At 42.1% G+C, this 17357-nt stretch carries 17 protein-coding genes; 6 read left to right on the top strand and 11 right to left on the bottom strand.

Going from position 1 to position 17357, the window contains the following annotated elements; all coding sequences use genetic code 11:
- Position 1: 1 nt before the first annotated feature.
- A complete protein-coding gene (gene dacB / locus L6773_RS12735; RefSeq protein ID WP_237854810.1) occupies positions 2 to 1459 on the bottom strand; it encodes a D-alanyl-D-alanine carboxypeptidase/D-alanyl-D-alanine endopeptidase in 1458 nt (485 codons plus the stop codon).
- 89 nt (positions 1460 to 1548) lie between these two features.
- A complete protein-coding gene (locus L6773_RS12730; protein WP_237854809.1) occupies positions 1549 to 2019 on the bottom strand; it encodes a PTS sugar transporter subunit IIA in 471 nt (156 codons plus the stop codon).
- Between the two features lie 310 nt (positions 2020 to 2329).
- On the opposite strand from L6773_RS12730, the gene L6773_RS12725 reads away from it, so the two are divergent.
- From L6773_RS12725 to L6773_RS12700, 6 genes are all read left to right on the top strand, one after another.
- Positions 2330 to 2992, top strand: a complete 663-nt coding sequence (locus L6773_RS12725) for a heme exporter protein CcmB (protein ID WP_237854808.1) — start codon at positions 2330 to 2332, stop codon at positions 2990 to 2992.
- Positions 2993 to 4192, top strand: a complete 1200-nt coding sequence (locus L6773_RS12720; protein ID WP_237854807.1) for a DNA polymerase III subunit — start codon at positions 2993 to 2995, stop codon at positions 4190 to 4192.
- A gap of 4 nt (positions 4193 to 4196) precedes the next feature.
- A complete protein-coding gene (dapF, locus tag L6773_RS12715) occupies positions 4197 to 5024 on the top strand; it encodes a diaminopimelate epimerase (RefSeq protein ID WP_237854806.1) in 828 nt (275 codons plus the stop codon).
- A 131-nt stretch (positions 5025 to 5155) separates the two neighbouring features.
- Complete coding sequence (locus tag L6773_RS12710) at positions 5156 to 6487, top strand: type IX secretion system plug protein (RefSeq protein WP_237854805.1); 1332 nt, start codon at positions 5156 to 5158, stop codon at positions 6485 to 6487.
- Positions 6488 to 6489: 2 nt separating this feature from the next.
- Positions 6490 to 7695, top strand: a complete 1206-nt coding sequence (locus tag L6773_RS12705; RefSeq protein WP_237854804.1) for a hypothetical protein — start codon at positions 6490 to 6492, stop codon at positions 7693 to 7695.
- A gap of 122 nt (positions 7696 to 7817) precedes the next feature.
- A complete protein-coding gene (locus tag L6773_RS12700) occupies positions 7818 to 8303 on the top strand; it encodes a hypothetical protein (RefSeq protein ID WP_237854803.1) in 486 nt (161 codons plus the stop codon).
- Positions 8304 to 8461: 158 nt separating this feature from the next.
- On the opposite strand, the gene L6773_RS12695 is transcribed toward L6773_RS12700, so the two are convergent.
- The 9 genes from L6773_RS12695 to sufB all read right to left on the bottom strand — a co-directional run bounded on the left by L6773_RS12695 (position 8462) and on the right by sufB (position 17308).
- On the bottom strand, positions 8462 to 9670 hold the full coding sequence (locus L6773_RS12695) for a DUF6807 domain-containing protein (RefSeq protein ID WP_237854802.1): 1209 nt from the start codon (positions 9668 to 9670) through the stop codon (positions 8462 to 8464).
- Positions 9671 to 9806: 136 nt separating this feature from the next.
- On the bottom strand, positions 9807 to 10559 hold the full coding sequence (locus tag L6773_RS12690; protein ID WP_237854801.1) for an SDR family NAD(P)-dependent oxidoreductase: 753 nt from the start codon (positions 10557 to 10559) through the stop codon (positions 9807 to 9809).
- 12 nt (positions 10560 to 10571) lie between these two features.
- On the bottom strand, positions 10572 to 11081 hold the full coding sequence (locus L6773_RS12685) for a DUF2480 family protein (RefSeq protein ID WP_237854800.1): 510 nt from the start codon (positions 11079 to 11081) through the stop codon (positions 10572 to 10574).
- 208 nt (positions 11082 to 11289) lie between these two features.
- A complete protein-coding gene (locus tag L6773_RS12680) occupies positions 11290 to 11625 on the bottom strand; it encodes a HesB/IscA family protein (protein WP_237854799.1) in 336 nt (111 codons plus the stop codon).
- Positions 11626 to 11666: 41 nt separating this feature from the next.
- Positions 11667 to 12218: a NifU family protein gene (locus L6773_RS12675; RefSeq protein ID WP_237854798.1), complete on the bottom strand. Its 552-nt coding sequence runs from the start codon at positions 12216 to 12218 to the stop codon at positions 11667 to 11669.
- A 12-nt stretch (positions 12219 to 12230) separates the two neighbouring features.
- Positions 12231 to 13475, bottom strand: a complete 1245-nt coding sequence (locus tag L6773_RS12670) for an aminotransferase class V-fold PLP-dependent enzyme (RefSeq protein ID WP_237854797.1) — start codon at positions 13473 to 13475, stop codon at positions 12231 to 12233.
- 142 nt (positions 13476 to 13617) lie between these two features.
- Positions 13618 to 14943, bottom strand: coding sequence for a Fe-S cluster assembly protein SufD (gene sufD / locus L6773_RS12665; protein ID WP_237854796.1), 1326 nt, complete (start codon positions 14941 to 14943; stop codon positions 13618 to 13620).
- Positions 14943 to 15716: a Fe-S cluster assembly ATPase SufC gene (sufC, locus tag L6773_RS12660; protein WP_237854795.1), complete on the bottom strand. Its 774-nt coding sequence runs from the start codon at positions 15714 to 15716 to the stop codon at positions 14943 to 14945. Before sufC ends, sufD begins: the two co-directional genes overlap by 1 nt.
- 149 nt (positions 15717 to 15865) lie before the next feature.
- Positions 15866 to 17308 (bottom strand): Fe-S cluster assembly protein SufB, encoded by a 1443-nt coding sequence (gene sufB / locus L6773_RS12655; protein ID WP_237854794.1) that lies wholly within the window; start codon positions 17306 to 17308, stop codon positions 15866 to 15868.
- Positions 17309 to 17357 lie beyond the last annotated feature (49 nt).

Below are 17357 nucleotides of genomic sequence, written 5' to 3'. Positions count from 1 at the left end.
TTTAATATGCTGAATGAAGGTATTCGAGGATTCGCTGATGAATTAAATCAACATGCGAGGTCTTTGCTGTATAATTATTTGTAAAAATAGATACGATCAGACGCTGTCCTGATTCTGTTTCCAGGTAACCCGAAAGGGACCGGACTCCTGTTACAAAACCGGTTTTCCCATTAAAATTTCCCCATACGGGACTATTGTTGAACCTGTAACTCAGGGTTCCGTTTCTTCCACCCACAGAGAGTGATTCGTATAAGTATGGAAAATACTCTTTCTCCTGTACCTTTAAAAGGTATCGATTCAAGTCACTTGCCTTCAAAAGCGTGGCCGGTGCCATCCCCGATGCATCTTTGAGACTCACCTGACTAGTATCAAACGCCATCTCTTGCATATACGACTTCATCATCTCCAGTCCTAAATCAGTAGAACCCTGGACACCGTAAACCTCCGTGACGGCTTTTTTCAGAAACATCTCCGTATAAAAGTTATCACTCTCACGGTTCATCCATTGAATTAATTCATGGAGTGGTTCGGACTGATGTTCATCCAAGAGCTGTAATCCATTTTCACTGTAAAATTCGTAATTATGATCTATAAAAATCTGTCCCGTCACCTCAACTCCCCTTTCTACCAGATACCGCTTAAAGGTATCCATAAAATAGTACGCCGGTTCCAGGATTGAGAGAGGTTCGGTTTCGTAATACCCCTGTGGAAGTGTACTTCGAAGGATTATGGTGTTGGTTCCAAGAACCCGGCGATAGGACTCATCGTATTTGCTGCCCCTCGGGGTGATCTGCTGTTCATTTATAAATTCAACATAGGGAGTGTTAAATGGAAACCATTGAATTTCCGGTGCCGAGCCAACGGGTCCATCCGCAACTACTTCCAGGTTTACCACATTTCCGTTGAATGACAGCGCACTAATCTCGGGAGCATAATAAAACGACAGATCGCTCCACTCCCAACCTTCGGGGTAGGGAATATCATCAAAGAGGCCGGTGTGGCCGATTAGATTTCCGTCAATCTTCTGAATGCCCTTATCAATAAGCAGGTCAGCCCACTTCTCAAACAAAAACAGCGGGTTATCCTGGTAAAACTCACCACTGATTGACGGATCACCCGATCCCTGTACAACCATGTCGCCCGACCAGGTATCTCCTGCTTGTTCACCTTCGCCATATAATCTTGTTCTGAATTTATAGTCAGCCCCAAGAAACTCTAAATATGCGCCGGAACTGATTAGTTTAAGGTTGGATGCCGGCCGAATAATCTTATCAGCATTATAACTCTCCAATACAGATCCGCTTGAGTCTCGCACCTGAACCACCCACAAAGCATTCTCAGCCCTGTTATTTTCAATCAAATTCAGAATGGGTTCAGAGATCTGGGCATTTGCATCCGCAGAAAAAAAGAGGAGTAACAGACAAGTTATCAAACCGAACAAAGCTGTACGGGTTTTCATAAGTAAATATGAAGTACGATCAATCATTCAGAATGATATCAAAGGAGAGACATCGGGACATTGTTGAAACGGGTATGAACACCAAAATCTCAGTTACCAAAATATTTAACTTCTTCTTTATGAAATGCATCATAAATCTCATCGGCTGTTTTGCATTCGGATAGTGTTTCCCGGAAAGATGTACTGTTCATTAAACGTGAAATCCTGCTCAACAGTTTAATGTGCAGTCGATTTTCACCTGCAGGCCCAACCAGTAGAAAAGCCATATTTACCGGTTGATCATCGATAGAATCATACTCAATGGGTTCTTTTAGAACAGCAAAACTGGCATAATTCTTTTCTATGGATTCAACTTTTCCATGCGGTATGGCAAGACTCTTACCCACACCGGTGGACATAATTTTTTCCCTCTCAAAGACAGCGTCCCTAATATCCTCCAGTTGTTTATCATTGACCTCTTCTTTCAGAACATCAACCATTTTATGGAGAAGTTCTTCTTTATTGTCAATCTCAAAATCTGCCAAAATTGTTGATGTGTTAATGAGTGAATAGATATTCATAAAAGTCGTTCAAATCACATTTTTTGGTTAAGAGTGGAAGGTACGTGCCTTTACTGCTTCACACAAAGGTAAGAATGAAAAATGTTAAATACTGAATTCCGTTTTATGATTAATCTATCGATTGTTACGCCTGTTGTCAGTTGTTTGTTGTTCGTTATTTTCATGTTCTGTTAGTCGAGATTTTTGGATTCATCTTAAGTTATTCAGGAAACATACTAACCACTGACAACTAACCACCTACAATCTACATTTCCCATTTCTTGAGGCCTCCTTTTTTAGTACTTTTCTATCTAATCTTTTTAGCCGTTTCATGATTCAATCTGCTGCAGCAATATTAAAAAAAGAGATCACCCAGGAGCTTCGTACCAAATATGCTCTCAATACCATTCTTGCGTTTACCGGTGCCTCCCTCCTGCTGATTTTATTCACACTCAGGGCTCAGCAGATGGACCCAACTCCAAAAAGCGGGTTGGTGTGGATCATCATTCTTTTTGCCTCTATGGCTGGAATGACCCGATCTTTCGTACAGGAAGCTGAAAAGAAAACATGGGCTTTCCTGCAGCTGCATGCCAACGCAACAGAAGTATACCTCGGCAAGCTGATATACAACTTCCTCTTTCTGCTGATTCTTCACCTGTTTACGTTCTTTTTCTACCTGATTATGATGGATTTATCAATTCAGAGCCATCTTTATTTCTTATGTGCAATTTTCTTCGGAGCAGGCGGATTATCGGCCATTACAACACTTACTTCGGCTATGATTGCTCAGGCCGACCGGAAAGGGGCACTCTTTTCTGTACTTTGCATTCCGCTTGTTGTACCACTTCTTCTTATCTTAACGAGAGTTACAAGATTTGCCTTGATTGAAGGGCCAACCGCTGACGCTTTAAATGACTTAACCGCACTGATTGGTTACTGCGGAGTAACTATCACGGCAGGAATTTTACTTTTTGATTACATCTGGGATGAATAGATGAACATCATCAATGAACATATCTCTTTTGGCGACCGAAGGCTCGTTGGACAGGAAAAAGCGAAACACCAGATCGAACGAATTTTGCTTTCTGACCGACTTGCACACTCCTACCTGATTACCGGGCCTGATGGGTCAGGCAAAACAGCTTTTTCTCTTGCCCTTGCCGAAGTAGTAAATGGTGTAAACCATTTGACGGATTTGAAAGATTTAACCATTTCCAAAAAGTCGAGCTGGTTTACGCATCCCGATATTCATGTATTTATCCCGCTTCCATCTACTGTGGGGAGTGATGAACTACAGTCCCGGCTTGAGCTTCTTGCGAAAGACCCCTATGAAATTGTTGATTTTACTCTCAGGCCGGCTTTGAATGATGCCGAATCATCCAAAAACAGGCGGGCGTTTTACCCGATTGATTATTATCACAATGAGATTCGACCAAAGTCTGTATACAAACCAAATGAGGGACGGCGAACAGTCATTGTATTGACGAATGTAGATACGATGCGAAAAGAGACCGCAAATGCATTCTTGAAATTATTGGAAGAACCATCCGGCAATATTCTCTTTATTTTAACGGCCTCTCAACCCGATCAGCTTTTACCGACGATCATTTCACGGTGCCAGCAGATCCGTCTCCATCCATTATCAAAGTATGAAGTTGCTGAGGGGCTCATCAATCATGATGGTGTTGATAAGAATGATGCTGAACTGCTTGCACGTCTTTCAGGCGGAAATTATTCAACCTGCCGTTTTTTAGATATCGAAACACTTCAACAAATTCGAAATGAATCGGTTGAGTTTCTGAGATTTTCATACACCCAGGATGTTCCGGAATTGCTAAATTTGATCAATAATTGGAATAAAAATCTGAACAAGGAAAACCAGATCGCACTTTGCAACACTCTCGAGCAGTTACTCCGTGATATTACTGTGTACCGGGAGACAGAAAATGAATCTTTAATTACAAATATTGATCAGCTTGATGTAATCAAAAAGTTTTGTACCTCTATGACAGAAGCACGGTTGGAGGAGATGATCGACAACATTCAACAGCTAAAAGGGTTGCTTTACCAAAATGTGCAGTTTAAATATATAGGCACTGCATTATCACTAAGGTTTACCCGTTTAATGCGCGGGCTCGATCCGGCAATTGACAGCGAGAGCAGTTGGAAACATCTACCGGCACTGATTAATTAATACCATGAATATTTCATCCTTAAATTTTACAAAGATGCATGGAGCGGGGAATGATTTTGTTCTCTTCGACAACCGCACCCTGAAACTGACTGAGCAAGAGCTTGCTCAATTAGCACCGGCTATCTGCAATCGGAAATTTGGCGTTGGATCCGATGGAATCATAGCCCTTCAATTCGACGAAACCAAAAAAGCTGATTTGGTGATGCTCTACAAAAATCCCGATGGCAGTGACGCGGGCATGTGTGGAAACGGGGCTCGTTGTTTCTCAGCTTTCGCTGAGACTCTCGGTTCACCAAAAAAATTTACATTCCGTGTACACAACAAGGTGTACAAAGCAAATGTTAAAGATCAGAGTATAGTTATCGAATTTCCGCTCGAAACGTCCGTGCAGGAACTAACGGTTGCCGATGAAGCTCTTCTCAATGTATACACCAATACAGAGCATGTGGTTTGTACCGTTCAACCAAACGAACTTGAAAACGAGCAAACCCTTATTAACCAGGGACGTTTTTTACGTAATCATCCTGATTTTCAACCCATTGGAACAAATGTAAATTTTATTTCAGGAACAGACAATGAAACCCTAAATCTTCAAACGTATGAACGGGGAGTTGAAAATCTAACCCTGGCATGTGGTACTGGGGCCATCGCTTCCGCACTGGCATGGCATCATCTTCAGCAGGCAGAGAATGGCAATTTCAAATATCACGTGCAAGTAAAAGGAGGCACTCTAATGGTTCATTTTTCGTTCAACAAAAGGAATGAATCATACACAAATATCAAACTGGAAGGACCTGCCACATTTGTTTTCGAAGGGCAATATTATCTGTAATAAAATTTTTAAAAAGGGTGTCTTGTTTTCGTCTTCATTCGTCTTTTCTTCTCATTGTACTCAAAATAACGTCATGTTGAGCCTGCCTGTGCTATCTTCGCCAGACAGGCACAGTAAAGCGTAGAAGAAATATGTTCAACGTTTTTAAAATTCCCCGTATTTATTACTCAGAAAAATTTTTTACCATCCTTGGTTTGATTTTTTTGGTTAGTTTTACCGGTTGTGGTTCATTTGCCGGTTCATCTCAAAATGGTCAAACTCAGCCTGCTGAACCGGAAAACCTGTTTAACATTCACGCCCAGATCGTGGCTGATGAATCCATCCGGACCATTCAGTTTCATCGTCTTGGAAATCCTGCTTCAGCTCCCATATTGAACCTGGAGAGTAACGATCAACTGCTACTTCGGTTTGAACATCTCACTTTCGATTCAAAACAGTTCAGAGTTTCATTAACACATCACAACCCCGACTGGAGTCGATCAAGTTTACCACCGGAACGTTATGTGAATGGCTTCTTTAATTTAACTTTGAACAGCGGTAAAGTGAGCCAGAACAATCGTCCATCCTACAGGCAATATTCATTTACATTTCCAACCGAACAATTTCAAATCACTAAAAGCGGGAACTACCTGGTTAAGATCGAAGATGCGGATACCGGCTTTCTTGTAATGACACTCCCATTTTTTGTTTACGAGAACGAGGGATCCATCACATCTTCAGTAGTACAACTGTCGGTTCCGCGTCAAAATCTAAGACGCCTGCACAGGCCGGTAAGCCAATTCAATCTGCCTGATTTTGTAGATCAGCCTCAATTCGATCTTGAGTTCTATTTTGCACAAAATCGCTTCTGGGGCCGAACCAAACAGGCCGATGAGTTGGATTTTTCAGCCCCAGACCATGTACAATTTGAATTGAGTTCTGATGAAGCATTTATCGGCGACTACGAATTTCGAACTCTTACCCTTGATGAACTATCCCAAAGTGATAATAATGTATTCGAAGCATTTCCAAACGAAATCCCCCCTCGACTGATTCTTCGAGATGATGCAGAGGGTTTTGGAGCCTCAGGTTTTATCAATCTCGACAGGTTGGGACCCTTTGGTGATCCCGATATGAATCTCAGAGCAGGATATGGAAATGTAGTCTTTCGGTTTGAACCGGAAAGCAAACCTGATTCTACAGAATCTCTTCACCTTTTGGGTGATTTCAACAATTGGGCGGTCAGTTCCAATAACAAACTACAATACGATGATGATACCCGACGATGGGAGGCAAACCAAATCATCAAAGAGGGAGAGTATAAATACAAATATGTGTTAGTAGATGGGAACGAAATTAATGATCTCCACTTTGATGAACAGTTCACAAGCAACCGTCAGCAGTATCATGCGTTTGTGTATATGAGAGATCCCAATAATTTTTATTACCGCCTCTTACAAGTTCAATCTTTTTTATCTGATTAAGAATGAGAATACTAAAATTTCTTAGTGCCTTTATATTAACAGCCCTGGTACTCTTTGGGTTTGTAATTGGCTGGAACTGGGATGCATTTAACACCTTTTTTGAGAACCGAAAAGGTATGATGGAGGGAACTGAATGGGTTTCCAATACAGGATCCCTGAAAGGTTTATCTGAGTTTATTGGTGAAACGCCAGAGTATTCATCAATAGCAAGTATCGTAGTGAACCACCCTGACTCATCGCTCTACTACCGGGAAAGTGAACCTCGGATCATGGGAACAACGGCAAACATTTTTATACTGATTGCTTACGCTGAACAGTTTGATTCGGGAGCTTTGAACCCTGGTGAATACATTGAATGGGAGCAAATATCCAGATACCAACTGCCGGAAGTAGAAGAATCGATCCATGCACAAGCACTTACCGCAGCTGAAGAACGAGGATGGATACAGGATGGCTCAATTACACTTCAAAACTCACTGGCGCTTTTAGCTGAATTTGGGGATTTGGCCCTTGCAGATTATCTCTGGTGGAATGTAGGTCAATTTGATTGGAATGATTTGATGGAAAGGCTTGAATTGAGTTCAACTGAAATGCCTCTGCCTTATTCCGGACTCTACCAGGCGATCTCTCCCGGCTTGTCCGGGATGGAAAATCAAGAACTCATTGATCATTGGAGAAATCGAAAATCAGAAAAGTGGAAAGATCATGTAATTGAATTGTCATCATCTTACCTGGACGACTCAGATTTTCGAACCACCGTTCAAAGCTATCTGGAAGATAATCGACTAGGCAACACTTTCATGGAAGAGCGTGATGCCATGCGTCTTTTTCCAAAGACAACTGCAAAAGAGATGACAGGTACTCTACAAAAAATAGTTCAGGATTCATTGATTAATGATTCAGTAAGTCAAACTGTAAAAAACTATCTGGACTGGCCGATGGATAATCAGCCGAGGATTGATCAAGATTTTCTTCGCTATGGGGCGATCTATGATAACCGTATGGGACTGATGAACGGAATCGACTTTGGCACTTCAGCCTACACGGGCGATACATCGGTCCAGGCTTTATATCTCGATCAACTTCCCATCGGTTTTTGGTTTCATGCATCGGGAAGTCAGATGCACCAGGATTTTATGCAGCGAATGATTTATGATCCGGCTATGATCGATCAGATGTATAAAGTTGTTGAAAATCAAAATGAGTAATTTGATAGATGCTTATTTTTCTACCAACAAAATAACTGCCACTGAGACACAGAGAATTTCTTAAACAGTGAATCCACCTTTCTGTGTTTCTGTGGCAAATAAAACAAATTTAATGACGCCGAATGAATAAATACTACTTCATTTTTTTGATCTGGTTATTACCGGTTTATTTTCTTTTTCAATCCGGTTACCAGGTGTATACATATTTTGGAATCCAGTCAACTTATAACAATGGAGAAAGTTACGTGGCGAAAGTCACTGACTTCGATGTAAAACAGATTGCGGCTCAAACTAACGGATATGTAGTTCTGCAATTCACTCCCGCCGATGGCGAAACAATTGAACAGCAACTGTCACTCCCTGTTCAGTTTGCCCAGGTGATCATGGATTCTGAAATCATACCTATTCGATATAAGGAAGATTCAGCCAAATCGATTGTAATTATGGCTATTTACGATCTTCAAAAACAGGTTGTTCGTGTTAATATCGCGGTAACTCTTATCGGGCTGATTGCGACCCTTATCGTCTCCTTCTTCGCCAGCCGTTATGCTGGAAAAAAAATTAAAACCGGAGATGAAGAGATGGTCATTGAACGGGTTGATGAGTAGTGTATTTCCCCTCTTGGGAGGAGAAAAGTTAAATCTCGTTCAGAGATTTGACGATGGGTGGGTTTACATGATTCGATGCCTTCACAGACTTGAACACCCCCTATTGAGACCGCTGCTCAACGTTCTATGATCTGTCCCCTCTCTATAAGGGAGCTTTGTTACTTCACTTTAACTGTAACCCCCGGCGGGTAAGCGTAATCATTCCAAAGCCGAGTAAGCTTCTCAGGATCAGGCATACCATCATACGTTACATATCGGTAACGGGTACTGTAGGGTGAACCCGGTTCGATTCGCATCTCTCCAAGCTGCATTGGGGCATATACGAAATAGGGCTCTTCCGGATGAATTCGAACAGGTTGAGGATACCGAAAATTCTCGGGGTGGTCCATCACTGTAATTCCGGCTAATTCGCCATCAACGACCCCGCCTACATGCGTCCATTTTGGCCGGGTGGTATTTCCTTCTCTCCCTAATCCATCTGACGTTAAAAAAGTCGTATTCTCCGGGTCATCCCACTGTCTGTTTCCTCTGAATCCAATACCGCCATAATGATATTCAGGCAAGATCAACGGTTTACCGGTATTCACACTTTGCGTCGAAACTATATCAAATATTTGATACGAATGATCTTCAGGAGCTCTATAGACATACAGATTCCATTCCTCGTTGACTGTAATGACAGGATCAGGAGCTGAGAGATCTTTGAAGAAATGCCTATTGTGGAAGCCTGCATGTACCGGGCCTTTCCATGCATCTCGCAGAGAATCAGCCTGATCAACCCGTCCTGTATTGTTGTGAATATTCCAGAAGTCGGGAGTCCTGCCTTCGAATTCTGTCTTGGTCCACGCCGACCAAATTCCCGATTGATGAGGATGAAGTGGATTCAAATGAGCCGTAAGCACAGTACCGTTTGGCGAATACACCGGGTGAATATAACCACCGCGTTTATATCTTTCATCTAACTCTGTGGGATTATTATCCCCGTGATAATATGACAAAACCCTTCTGCCATTAGACAAAAAAGTGATCTGAGTTGAATCTATTTTGTTTGAGACATGATTTTCTGATTTGATCGGAGTCGCAGTCAATTCATATTCTCTCGATTCACCTGAAGCCAGTTTATGCAACATAAACCAACCTCTGTTGGAGTCATCCACCTGCAAAATTGGACGATCACCTGAACTACTTACTAAATGATAAACACCAGGCTCTACTGAGTCAGGAAAATAAAAAGAAACAACAGTTTCCGACCGGTCAAAAGCACCGGCTGAGACGTGAATTTCATATTTCTTTTGAGCGAAAGATTGAGAAAAAAATCCAATCAATAGCATGAGAAAAAAAGTAGCAGACAAAGTATTTTTTTTCATGACAGCAGAGTTTCAGTCATCGGATGAGTATTTAAGCCAAATATTTGTTCTTATTCCAGTACACTGACCCGATGACTTTTAAAGAAATAAATTAGAATAATGAATTAGTATATCCCAAATCCCCATTTCTCACAAATCAAATCATGTATGAGCCGCCATTGATATGAAACGTCTGGCCCGACATATGTGGAACATCACCTTTTGCAAGAAAAGCTACAAGATCAGCGACTTCTTGGGGACTGGTTATTTCACCAAATGCGGAGCCCTGGGTGAGATAGTCTTCGCCATGAATTGCTTTCGCCTCGGAGGCCATATCTGTATCTATAAATCCGGGAGCGATTGAGTATGCGCTTATTCCTTTCTTACTGAAATTTCTCGCAATGCTTTTTGTAAACGCTACCATTCCCGCTTTGGATGCTGCATATGCTGCAAACTCTTGCGTATCTCCGCGATAAGCCGCCCGGGATGCGATGTTAATCAGAACGCCATTTGTCTCATTTTCAATGTGTGAGTTCACAAACCATTTACTCAAGAGCGCTGAGGATCGAAGATTTACATCCAACGTTCGATCCCAGACTTCCAGCCACTTCTGATCATCATCAGAAAAGTCAGAATCCACAGAAATGCCTGCATTGTTAATCAGAACATCTACTCCGCCAGTTTCTGAAAAAAGTGGTTTGAGCTGAGATTTAATATCCTCCTCATCTCCCAAATCAACATGAATACCAGAAAAGTTTTTGTTTGATGAGAGATCGGTCGAAAACTCCGATTTTCTCGCTGTTCCCGTTACTTTAAATCCCTTTTGGAGAAGCTTTTTAGCGATTTCAGAACCAATTCCTCTTGATGCACCAGTGACGATAGCGTGTTTTACAGGAGTGTCATTTCCCATCTTTAAATTCAATTAAGATCTCTTTTTTCGATAGATTGGCACGTTAGAGCATGCTTCACCGTACATCAGTTTCTTGACATGAGGCATCAGTTTTTTTGTGGCATACATGTAGACATCGGGGGGTACATCCATTTTACTGCATCCTTTCAAAAGTACAAACCGGTCTTCATATTGTTGCCAATCGGTTTGATCCATTTTTTGCCTGAAAATCTGGCTCAGTGCTTCCCTCTTTGTTCCGGATAAAACATCTTTGGTATGATCCTTTGCATGCTGAACAACGAGCATATACGCCCATTTGGGGATGATGGCATCTGTTGAGCAGTAGACTGTCAAATAACCGTCTTCATACTGACTCCAATCATGGGCCTCCATTTTCTCTCGAAATTCAGCCTCCTTCAAAATCATCTCTTTAAAGAGGAAATCTTTGAGATCAAGCTCATAGACTTTTACGTCAGCTGCAAGCTTTTCAAGGTCTATGGTCTCAAGTTTGGATTGCTTAATTTTGTTGACAATTTCTGACATATGAGTAGTATTGAGTAGGAAGTATTGAGTACTGAGATTCGATTCAGAATAAATAGTTGAGTAAAAGTGGTTCTGATGGCGCCCCGAAGGGTCGGGATGCGCTAATTAGAAACACGAGCAAGAGGCTCGCGCTATCCTCAGGTTTATTTTTTTGTATTTATAAACCAAACCATCTCACTACTTAATACTCAATACTTACTACTAATTATTAAAGAGAAAATGATTCTCCGCACGAACAACTTCTCGAAGCGTTAGGATTGTGAAAATGGAATCCCTGCCCGCTCAGTCCTTCTGAATAATCCAGTTCCGTGCCCGAGAGATATAAGAAACTTCGCATATCTACGACAATTTTGACCCCGTGATCTTCAAAAGTTTTATCTCCATCTTCAGGATTATCTTGTGAATCAAAATCAAGATCATACGTCAGACCGGAGCAACCACCACTTACAACGGATACACGCAATGGTGCATCTGATGCAATATGTTGCTCCTCACGAATTCGTTGAATGCGCTCAGCCGCACTTTCACTTATTGTTATCGACATAGTTGAATTTCCTTCAAGTCTTAAGTCAACTCAAACTTCAATTAAACAGAGATTACCTGGATTTCAGGGTCAATTCTCTTCACCATGCTTTCGATGGCGTAAAGTGTACCTGAAGTAGCAGTAGGACAGGTTCCACAAGCTCCCTGGTAGTGAACTTTCAGGCGATTTCCATCAAGCCCAAGAATTTTCAAACCACCGCCATCAGCCAGTAAGTAGGGACGAACCTGTTCATCCAGCAACTGGTTGATTTGGATCAAACGCGGATCATCTGATTCCTGAACCTCTTTGGTTGCATGAACTTCATCATCTTCCTCGACATTTTCCTGGGCTTTTGACTGTCGGATTGGTGGTGCGAGTTTCCTCAAAAGTTCAGACCAAACAGCATTACCGTCTTGTGTAACGGTTACATAGCGATCTACATAGTATACATTGATCACATGATCGATCTTAAACAATGCGCTTGCCAATTCATCTCCTTCAGCTTCTCCACTGTTTTCGAATGAACGGGTGACGCCATTCGTGAGTGGTTCCGCGAGAACAAATCGCATTGCATCTGGATTCGGTGTACGTTCTATTTCTTTAATCTTTGGCATAATGTGTATGTTTTATTCAAAAAATGTCTTTGCATATTCAATTCCATCCACGAGTCGGTCAATATCCTCTTTCGTGTTATAAAACGAGATCGATGCCCGTGTTGTTGCCGGGACTTCAAATCTACGAAGTATAGGTTGAGCACAGTGATGGCCCGTTCTCACAGCGATCCCTCTTTTATCGAGAATGGTTCCGATATCGGATGCATGGATATCATCAAAAACAAACGATACGACTGAAGCACGAGTATCCGATTTTCCAATCAGTCTCAACCCATCAATTCCCGAAACCTTTTCTACAGCATATTCTACCAGCTCATATTCTCGTTCCTCAATCAGTTCCATACCAATGTTTGATAGATAGTCAATCGCAGCGCTAAAACCGATGGAGGCTGCAATCGGTGGTGTACCGGCTTCAAACCGAAAAGGAACCACGTTATAAGTTGTCTCTTCAAAACTCACTTTATCAATCATATCACCGCCACCACGGTATGGAGGCATCTCATCAAGCAGATGCTTTTTCCCGTAAAGGATTCCGAACCCTGTAGGTCCGCACATTTTATGAGCAGATAAAGCGTAGAAATCGACGTCTAAATCCCGGACATCAATGCTTTTGTGAGGTACGGCTTGAGCACCGTCAACAACACAAACAGCGTCATATTCATGAGCAAGGGCAGCAATCTCTTTCACGGGATTGGTCGTTCCAAGCGCATTTGAAACATGAACGACTGATACAATTTTTGTACGATCGTTCAATAGCGCTTTATAAGCTTCCATATCCAGGTCGCCGGAATCAGTCACCGGTATCACTTTTATCACAGCACCGGTTTCCTTGGCCATCATCTGCCAGGGAACAATGTTCGCGTGGTGTTCCATCTCTGTCAGGATAATTTCATCACCTTCGGAGAGGTTTTTATACCCATAACTGTTCACAACCAAATTCAATGAATCGGTTGTCCCGGTTGTGTAGATGATCTCATGTTGATTTTCAGCATTGATGAGATCCCGCACTTTCCACCGTGCTTCTTCATAGGCATCAGTAGCTTTCTGACTCAGTGTATGAATCCCACGATGCACATTAGCGTGCTCATACCGGTGGTAATGATCAATCCGGTCCGCCACTTTTTTCGGCATCTGGCTGGATGCAGCATTATCCAGGTAGACCAAAGGATGCCCGTTCATCTCTTGCTGAAGAACGGGAAAGTCATCCCTGATCTTATCAAAATCTACTGCCGGTATGTCTTTTACTGCCTGTGGCATTATGTTTTAAAGCTTTATTAGTTTAAGTCCCCCTTTGAAGGGGGAAAGTGAGCACGACGAATGTCGTGTGAACTCGGGGGATGTACACCCCTCGCCTTCGCTGCGCTTCGTTATACTTCCGCCAGCTGGCGGAGAGATCTCCCTACGCAGACACCTTCTCTACATTGTTCGCTTTCGTGTATCGGTACACTTCGTCAATCAGAAGTTTGTGAACCGATTCCACTTTCACATTTTCAATTGTTTCAAGTGCAAATGCGTATGTTAGAACCTCTTTTGCCTTCTCTTCAGTCATACCGCGGCTTTGCAGGTAAAATACTTCTTCAGGATCGAGTTGACCAACGGTTGCTCCGTGTGAGCAGAGAACATCATCAGCAAAAATCTCTAACTGAGGTTTTGCATTCACCAATCCATCTAACGAAAGAAGTAGGTTTCTGTTTTCCTGGAATGAGTCGATTTTTTGAGCATCACGCCTTACAAAAATCTTTCCATTGAAAATGCTGTGTGCATTACCATTCACCACAACTTTATGCAACTGGTGGCTCTCAGCATGCGAGAACCGGTGATCCATTACTGAGTGCGTATCCGCAACTTGATCACCGTCAATTAACACAAGCCCATCCAAGGTGAAATCTACTTCTTCATCTTCCTGAATAACCCGTGGTTCATTCCGTGTGAGTTTTCCGCCCAAGGTAATAGTGTAGGCGTGGTATTCAGAATTTTTCTCCACATATGCAATCGGCCTTGCGACATGAATGGCATCTCTGCTGTCGCGTTGAATACGTACATGATGAATATGCGCACCCTTTTTCACCTTCACTTCAGAAACCGGTATCGTCATATACCTGTTCTCAGAAAGACCAATATGATCTTCAACAATCGTTACATCTGATTCTTCCTCAGCCACAACCAACATTCGCGGAGTAGTGACATATGGTTCTTTTGCATCTGTATAGATATTCAATACCTGGATGGGGGCTTCCGCTTTCGCGCCTTTTTCGAGGTGGATGTAAGCTCCGTCTTCAAACATCAATCCATTGTATGGTACAAATAGATCTTTTTCGTAATTTACCAACTGGTTCAGATATTCCTTAACAGTTTCATCCTCAGAGTGATCAGAAAGATTTCCGACTGTTACTCCTTTACCCAACCCGCCAATGGATGAATACTTCTCATGAAATTTCCCATTGATGAAAACCAACCGGCTCCTGTCCGACTCAGGGATAAAATACTGTTCTATATTCGTTGCAGGAAGTGTTCCGGCTTCGTCGAGATTTACAAAATCTGTACGTGTAATAGGTCGTAGATCCGTGAATCTCCACTCCTCAATTTTTTTATGAGGAAATGCGGTCGTATTCAGTTCTTCAAGGCTTTTCTCACGGAGATCCTTCCACTTCGTCTCGCCATTCTCAGCAACTCCTTTCGCAAGTTGATGTAAAATCGATGGTTCTACTTTTGTAGGTAGTGCCATTACTTCGCCTCACCATTTACAGTTGCATGTGCTTCTAACCAATCATACCCTTGATCTTCAAGAGTTAACGCAAGGCCTTTATCGCCGGATTTAACAATCTTACCGCCAATCATTACATGCACAAAATCAGGTACAATGTAGTTCAGCAGGCGCTGGTAGTGTGTAATAAGAACAACAGCATCATCATCACCATGAAGTTTGTTAATTCCATTAGCCACAACTTTAAGTGCGTCAATGTCAAGCCCAGAGTCGGTTTCATCGAGAAGTGCCAATGCCGGTTCAAGTACTGCCATCTGGAAAATCTCATTTCGTTTCTTCTCCCCGCCTGAGAATCCTGTATTTACACTTCGCTCCAGGAAATCGGGTTTCATTTCTACCAGATCAAGTTTTTCGCGGATATAATCATCGAACTGGAGCGGATCTAGTTCTTCTCGTCCGCGTGATGCCGCGATCGTATTGTATGATTCCCGAAGCAGTGTGGTATTGGTAACACCTGGAACTTCTACCGGGTACTGAAACGCAAGAAATACACCTGCATGAGCTCTTTCGTCAGGATCCATCTCTAAAATACTCTCACCGTTAAAAAGGATATCACCTTCAGTAACTTCGTATTCCGGATGCCCCGATACAGCTTTGGCAAGCGTACTTTTGCCGCTCCCATTCGGGCCCATGATAGCATGGATTTCTCCTTTATTAATTGTCAGGTTTACTCCTTTGAGGATCTCTGTTCCATCTTCCTCAACTTCAACATGTAAATTCTTTAGTTCTAACACTTGTTTTTATTCGTTTTATGTTTTGTTTTAAAATCGTTTTGCAATAGCTGATTTCATTTTCGTCATTCCGGGCTTGACCCGGAATCTCCTGTTGCCAAAAAGGTTGGAGATGCTGAATCAAGTTCAGCATGACTCAATATCGCTACTTATTACCCAACACTACCTTCGAGTTTGATGCCGAGCAGTTTATTTGCTTCTACTGCGAACTCCATCGGCAGTTCTTTGAGCACTTCTTTACAGAATCCATTCACAATGAGCGAAATGGCATCATCTTCACTGATTCCTCGTTGTTGCAAGTAGAAAATTTGATCTTCGCCTACACGGGAGGTAGTTGCTTCGTGTTCAACTTTTGCTGTTGGGTTAGAAGATTCAATGTATGGGAAAGTATGTGCACCACATGTTTGGCCAATCAACATAGAATCGCATTGTGAATAATTCCGTGCTTTATCCGCTTTTTTGCTGATTTTAACCTCACCACGATAACTGTTATCAGATCTGCCAGCTGAAATTCCTTTCGATATAATAGTACTTTTCGTGTTTTTCCCGATGTGAATCATCTTCGTACCTGTATCGGCCTGCTGTCTTTTATTTGTTACAGCAACGGAGAAAAATTCTCCAACGGAATTATCACCCTGCAAAATTACACTTGGGTATTTCAAAGTTACCGCTGAACCGGTTTCGAGCTGCGTCCATGAGATTTTTGAATTATCTCCGCGGCAAGCTCCTCGTTTAGTTACAAAGTTATAAATTCCGCCTTTTCCATCTTCATCACCGGAGTACCAGTTTTGGATGGTGGAGTATTTAATTTCGGCATTTTCCATAGCTACAAGTTCAACAACAGCAGCATGAAGTTGGTGCTCATCATACATGGGGGCAGTACAGCCCTCAAGATAACTTACATGGCTGTTGTCTTCAGCAATGATCAATGTCCGTTCAAACTGGCCTGAATTCATATTGTTGATTCGGAAATACGTGGACAGCTCCATTGGGCAGATTGTATCCTTCGGTACGTAGCAAAACGATCCGTCTGAAAACACTGCTGAGTTTAATGCGGCATAGAAATTATCGCGTGCCGGTACAACTGAGCCCATATATTTTTTCACTAATTCAGGATGCTCTTTTACTGCTTCTGATATAGAACAGAAAATTACACCTGCTTCAGCCAACTTCTCTTTAAATGACGTAAAGATCGAGACACTATCAAAAACGGCATCAACAGCCACACCTGAGAGCATTTTCTGCTCTTCCAGGGGGATTCCGAGTTTCTCATACGTCTCCCGAATGTTTGGATCAACTTCATCTAAACTATTTAATTTAGGCTTCTTTTTTGGTGCTGAATAATATTGAAGATCATCAAACTTAGGACTTTCATATGTAGCATTAAACCAATCCGGTTCCTCCATCTCCGTCCATGCACGATATGCCTTTAACCGAAACTCTAACATCCATTCCGGTTCCTCTTTCTTTTCTGAAATTAGACGAACAACGTCCTCATTAAGTCCGGTTGGAAACTCTTCATATTCAACATCCGTGGTGAATCCATACTTGTACTCCTCGCCAATCATGGATTCTAAAGCTTTTGTCTCGCTCATAAGTATTTACTCTGTGATTTATCTTCTCATTTGAAAGGTAGAACAACTG

The organism is Rhodohalobacter sulfatireducens, assembly GCF_022012475.1.
In the GTDB taxonomy this organism is placed as follows: Bacteria; Bacteroidota; Rhodothermia; order Balneolales; family Balneolaceae; genus Rhodohalobacter; species Rhodohalobacter sulfatireducens.
This window is presented reverse-complemented; position numbering and strand designations above follow the sequence as displayed.